The sequence below is a fragment of the Kineococcus indalonis genome (assembly GCF_009906395.1).
Taxonomy (GTDB): domain Bacteria; phylum Actinomycetota; class Actinomycetes; order Actinomycetales; family Kineococcaceae; genus Kineococcus; species Kineococcus indalonis.
The window spans coordinates 1-4,596 of the sequence record NZ_JAAALM010000337.1 but is presented as its reverse complement, the minus strand read 5'-3'; the positions used below and the strand labels follow the sequence as shown (position 1 = coordinate 4,596).

The following is a 4,596-nucleotide window of genomic DNA, read 5'->3' as shown; positions in this document are numbered from 1 at the left end:
GTGCTGGAGCGCCGTGATCGAGGGGGTCGCCGCTCCCTCGATCACGGCGGGGCGGTCCCGGCGGGCGGCGGGCCTCAGGTGTCGTCGCGCGGGTTGAGCTGCTCGGGGTCGCCGTCGGGGTCGTCGGCGGTGCCGGGGTCCTCCGCGGCGCCGTCGCCGGTGGTCACGCCGCGCAGGTCGCGGGGGTTCAGCTGGCCGGGGTCGCCGTCGGGGTCGGGGGTGTCCGTGGTGTGTTCGCTCACGGGATCAGCGTGCACCGCCGACCCGCCCTCGGCACCTCGGGGACGCCCCGCGCGCGCGGGGCGCCGGTAGCGTGGCGCCGGGACGCCCCGACACCGGGAGGAGCACCGTGGCCGTGCGGTGGGACGCGCAGCAGTACGCACGCTTCTCCGGCGACCGCGCCCGCCCCTTCCACGACCTGCTGGCCCGCGTCGGCGCCACCGACCCGGGCGTGGTCGTCGACGTCGGGTGCGGGACCGGGGAGCTGACCGCGACCCTGGCCCGGCGCTGGCCCGGGGCGCGGGTGCGGGGCATCGACCCCTCCGCGCAGATGCTCGGCCGGGCGCCGGCGGACGCGGGGGTGGAGTTCTCCCCCGGCACCGCCGAGGGCTTCGACGCCACCGGCGTGGACGTCGTCGTGAGCAACGCGGTGCTGCAGTGGGTCCCCGGGCACCGGGAGCTGCTGCGGCGCTGGGCCGGGCAGCTGCCGGCCGGCGGGTGGCTGGCGTTCCAGGTGCCGAGCAACTTCGAGGCCCCCTCGCACCGGCTGATGCGCGAGCTGGCGGCCTCGGCGCCGTGGCGCGAGCGCCTGGCCGGGGTGCTGCGCGGCGCGGAGTCGGTGGACACCCCCGCCGGGTACCTGGACCTGCTGGCCGGCGAGGGCCTGGTGGCCGAGGTGTGGAGCACGGAGCACCTGCACGTGCTGCCCGGTGAGGACCCGGTGCTGGAGTGGGTGCGCGGCACCGGGCTGCGCCCGGTGCTGGCGGCGCTGACGGCCGGGGAGGCGGAGGCGTTCACCGCCCGGTACGCGGCGCTGCTGCGCGAGGCCTACCCCGCGCGCCCGTACGGGACGCCGTTCCCCTTCCTGCGCACGTTCGCGGTGGCGCGCAGGGGCTGAGGGCCGGCGGGTCCACCCGATCCGCTCGCCCGGCCCCCACCCGCGTGGTGCCCTGACCGCGACGATGTGTTGCCCCGGACCCGGTGGCGCGTCACGGACGACGCGGACGCACGGGAGACCACCATGAGCACGGACCAGCTGGGCAGCACGACGAGCGGCGCGCCGCCCGCAGTCCCGGCCGCCGTCGTGGCCCTGGCCGCGCTGGCCGCGGCCCTCGTGGCGGTCGGCGACTCGTGGTGGCTGCTGCTGCTGGCCCCCCTCGTCCCCGTGGTGCTGACCCAGGTGGCCCTCCTGGGCCACGACGCCTCGCACCAGCAGGTCTTCACCTCGCCGGGCTGGAACGAGTGTGCCGCGCGGGTGCTGGCGAGCCTGCTGGCCGGGCTCAGCTGGTGGCAGGGCAAGCACACCGTGCACCACGTCGCCCCGAACCAGGTGGGGCACGACACCGACATCGACTCCAAGGTGCTGGCCTTCCACCCCGGCGCCGCGGCGCGGTGCGGCGGCGGTACGTGGACGTGGACGTGGACGTGGACGTGGACGTGCTGGTGATGGTGATGGTGGCCCGCTGGGCCGCCTACGCCACGTCCCTGCTGCCGGCCACCTCCCCCGGCAAGGCGCTCGCCGTCGTCGCCGTGGAGCTGGCCGTCTTCGGGGTGCTGCTGCGCGGGGCGTTAGCGCCCGACCACACGGGCATGCCGGTGCTCGAGCGCGGCGCGGAGCTGGACCTCCTGCACCGGCAGGTGACCGCCTCGCGCGACGTGCGCGGCGGGGTGCTCGTCGACTTCTTCACGGGCGGGCTCAACCGCCAGGTCGAGCACCACCTGTTCCCCAGCACGCCGCGCCCGGACCTGCGCCTGGTGCAGCCGGTGGTGCGCCGGTGGTGCGCCGGCACTGCGCCGAGGCGGGCATCCCGTACGTGGAGGCGACCTTCGCCGGCGCCTTCGCCGCCGTGGTCTCCCACCTCAACGCCGTCGGCGTGGGCGCGCGGCGGCAGGGGGCGTGCCCGCTGGCCGCGCAGCTGCGCGCGTGAGCGGGCCGGCGCCGCCGCGACGGCACCGGTGAGCTCGCGGCGCACCGCGCAGATCCTCGCGGAGATCTCCACCCCCCCGGTCCGGGCGCAGGACCTGCCCCGGCGGCTGGTGCGGGCCTGCTCGCGGGCGGTGCCGGTCTCCGGCGCCGGGCTGGTGCTCAGCGACGAGCGCGGGCGCCTGGACGTGGTGGCCACCACCTCCAGCACCACCGAGGCGCTGGAGGTGTTCGAGCTGCAGATCGACCAGGGCCCGTGCCTGGACCGCTTCCGCACCGGCCGGGCCGTGGTGGACGTGGACCTGACCCGGGCGCAGGAGCGCTGGCCGGACTTCGCGCGCCGCCGTCGCGGCGGGGCTGCGCTCCACCCACGCGCTGCCGATGCGGCTGCGCGGGCAGGTGATCGGCGCGCGCCTCGATCACCGTGCACGAGGCGTTCACGCGCCTGCGCGCCCACGCGCGCCGCAGCGGCTCGCCGCTGACCGCGGTGGCCGCCGCGGTGGTGGAGGGTGGCCTGCGCCTGGAGGGCGACGCGCAGCCCGCCCGGCGGCCCTGAGCGGGCACCGGGCGGGCGCCCCGCGCCCCGCGGGCGGCTCTACTTGATGGCGCCGCGGGTCACGCCCGTCATCACCCACCGCTGGGCGAGGACGTACACGAGGATCGTGGGCGCCATCGCCATGAGGTAGGAGGCGAAGGCGACGTTGTAGTCGGTGGAGAAGGCCAGCTGGAAGATCTTCTGCACCACCGGGATGGTCTGCAGCGTCTGGTCGGCCGTGATGAGCGAGGGCATCATGTAGTCGTTCCAGCTGGCCAGGAAGGCGAAGATGCCGACGGTGGCGTTCATCGGCGCCAGCAGCGGGAAGACGATCCGCCAGAAGACCTGCCAGGTGCTCGCGCCGTCCATGCGGGCGCTCTCCTCCAGCTCGGCGGGCACCGAGCGCAGGAAGGCCGAGTACAGCAGGACGCTGAAGGACAGCTGGAACATCACGTGCAGCAGCGCCACGCCGCCGGGGTTGTCCAGGCCCAGCAGGGCGGTGAGCTTGACCTGCGGCAGCGCCACGACGGGGAACGGGATGAACATCGCCGCCAGCAGGTACACGTAGGAGTACCGGAAGAGGCGGTGCTCCCAGTTGCGCACGATGGCGTAGGACGCCCAGGAGGCCAGCACCAGGCAGCCGGCGACGCTGACGGCGCTGACGAGCGCGGAGACGGCGAAGGCGCGGGCGAAGCCGGTGAGGGTCCACGCGTCGGCGAAGCTGCCCCAGTTCAGCGGCCACGGCGGGGCGAACCCGGTGCCGGCGACGGCCTGCTCGGGCGTCTTGAACGCCATGACGACGGCGAAGTACAGCGGCACCAGGACCGACAGGGAGGCCAGCACCAGCAGGGCGGTCAGGCCCCAGCCGCGGCCGCGCCGGCGGGTGCCGACGACCTCCAGCTCGCGGCGGGGCGCGGCGCCGCGGGAGGCGGCGGCGACGGTGGCGGGGTCGGCGGTGGCCATCAGAGCGACACTCCTCGGCGGCGGATGATCTGCAGCTGCAGGACGGAGATGACGACGGTGAGCACGAAGAAGACCACCGCGTTGGCCATCTGGTAGGCGTAGTCGCCGTTGGTGAAGCCGGTGAAGATGGTCATGGCGACGCTGCGGGTGGCGGTGCCCGGGCCGCCGTCGGTCAGGCCGACGATGATGTCGTAGGCGTTGAGGAAGTTCTTGAAGCCCAGCACGGTGTTGATGACGACGTACCCGGCCACCAGCGGCAGGGTCACCGAGCGGAACTGGCGCCAGGCGGAGGCGCCGTCCAGGGCAGCGGCCTCGTAGACCTCCTCGGGCACCGCGAGCAGCCCGGCGAGGTAGATGATCAGGGCGCTGGGCACCGCCTGCCAGGCGGTGACCAGGACGACCGCCACCCACGCGAGGTCGGGGTTGGCGATGAGGCTCTCCTGCAGCCACCCGATCCCCAGGCTGCCGGCCAGGGCGGGCAGCGAGGTGGAGAAGAGGTAGTTGAAGACGAAGGCGATGACGATGCCGGAGACGACCATGGGGACGAAGAAGGCCCCGCGCAGGGCCGTCTTGAGGTGGATGCGGGCGTTGAGGCCCAGCGCCAGGGCGAGCGCGACCACGTTGACGAGCACGACGGTGACCACGGAGAAGCCCAGCGTGAAGCCGTACGCGCGCAGCACGTTGGGGTCGCGGAAGAGGACGGCGTAGTTGGCCAGGCCGATGAACTCCCACTCCCCGTAGCCGACGTAGTCGGTGAGGCTGATCACCGCGCCGACCAGCGCGGGCACGGTGATGAACAGGGTGAACAGGGCCAGGGCGGGCAGCAGGAACAGGTAGGAGACGGCGTCGACGCGGCGCAGGGGCGGGCGGCTGCGCACCACGGCGAGGTCGTCGCGCGCGCCCGCGCGGGCGCGGGCGCGCGAGCGGTGGGAGGAGAGGGTGGCCACGAGAGCTC

The 4,596-nt window shown here is 74.8% G+C and carries 5 protein-coding genes and 1 pseudogene; 3 read left to right on the top strand and 3 right to left on the bottom strand.

Translation table 11 applies throughout. From position 1 onward, the window contains the following. Window positions 1–74 precede the first annotated feature (74 nt). Window positions 75–242 carry a hypothetical protein gene (locus GTR00_RS15155; RefSeq protein ID WP_166612431.1) on the bottom strand — a complete coding sequence of 56 codons (168 nt, stop codon included), beginning with the start codon at window positions 240–242 and terminating at the stop codon, window positions 75–77. Between the two features lie 113 nt (window positions 243–355). Between GTR00_RS15155 and GTR00_RS15150 the strand changes: the two genes are divergently transcribed. The 3 genes and pseudogenes from GTR00_RS15150 to GTR00_RS26425 all read left to right on the top strand — a co-directional run bounded on the left by GTR00_RS15150 (window position 356) and on the right by GTR00_RS26425 (window position 2,699). Beyond that, on the top strand, window positions 356–1,117 hold the full coding sequence (locus GTR00_RS15150) for a trans-aconitate 2-methyltransferase (protein WP_166612432.1): 762 nt from the start codon (window positions 356–358) through the stop codon (window positions 1,115–1,117). A gap of 123 nt (window positions 1,118–1,240) precedes the next feature. Continuing rightward, window positions 1,241–2,625 (top strand): annotated as a pseudogene (locus GTR00_RS23025) (acyl-CoA desaturase). Further along, window positions 2,568–2,699: a hypothetical protein gene (locus GTR00_RS26425; RefSeq protein WP_166612429.1), complete on the top strand. Its 132-nt coding sequence runs from the start codon at window positions 2,568–2,570 to the stop codon at window positions 2,697–2,699. The pseudogene GTR00_RS23025 and the gene GTR00_RS26425 overlap by 58 nt, the downstream one beginning before the upstream one ends. 39 nt (window positions 2,700–2,738) lie before the next feature. Here GTR00_RS26425 and GTR00_RS15130 read toward each other — a convergent pair whose 3' ends face one another. Together GTR00_RS15130 and GTR00_RS15125 are read right to left on the bottom strand one after the other, a co-directional pair. After that, the gene (locus GTR00_RS15130; protein WP_166612428.1) at window positions 2,739–3,641 is read right to left on the bottom strand and encodes a carbohydrate ABC transporter permease; all 903 of its coding nucleotides are present in this window, start codon (window positions 3,639–3,641) and stop codon (window positions 2,739–2,741) included. Then, window positions 3,641–4,588, bottom strand: a complete 948-nt coding sequence (locus tag GTR00_RS15125; protein ID WP_166612427.1) for a carbohydrate ABC transporter permease — start codon at window positions 4,586–4,588, stop codon at window positions 3,641–3,643. The genes GTR00_RS15130 and GTR00_RS15125 overlap by 1 nt, the downstream gene beginning before the upstream one ends. Window positions 4,589–4,596: the final 8 nt, after the last annotated feature.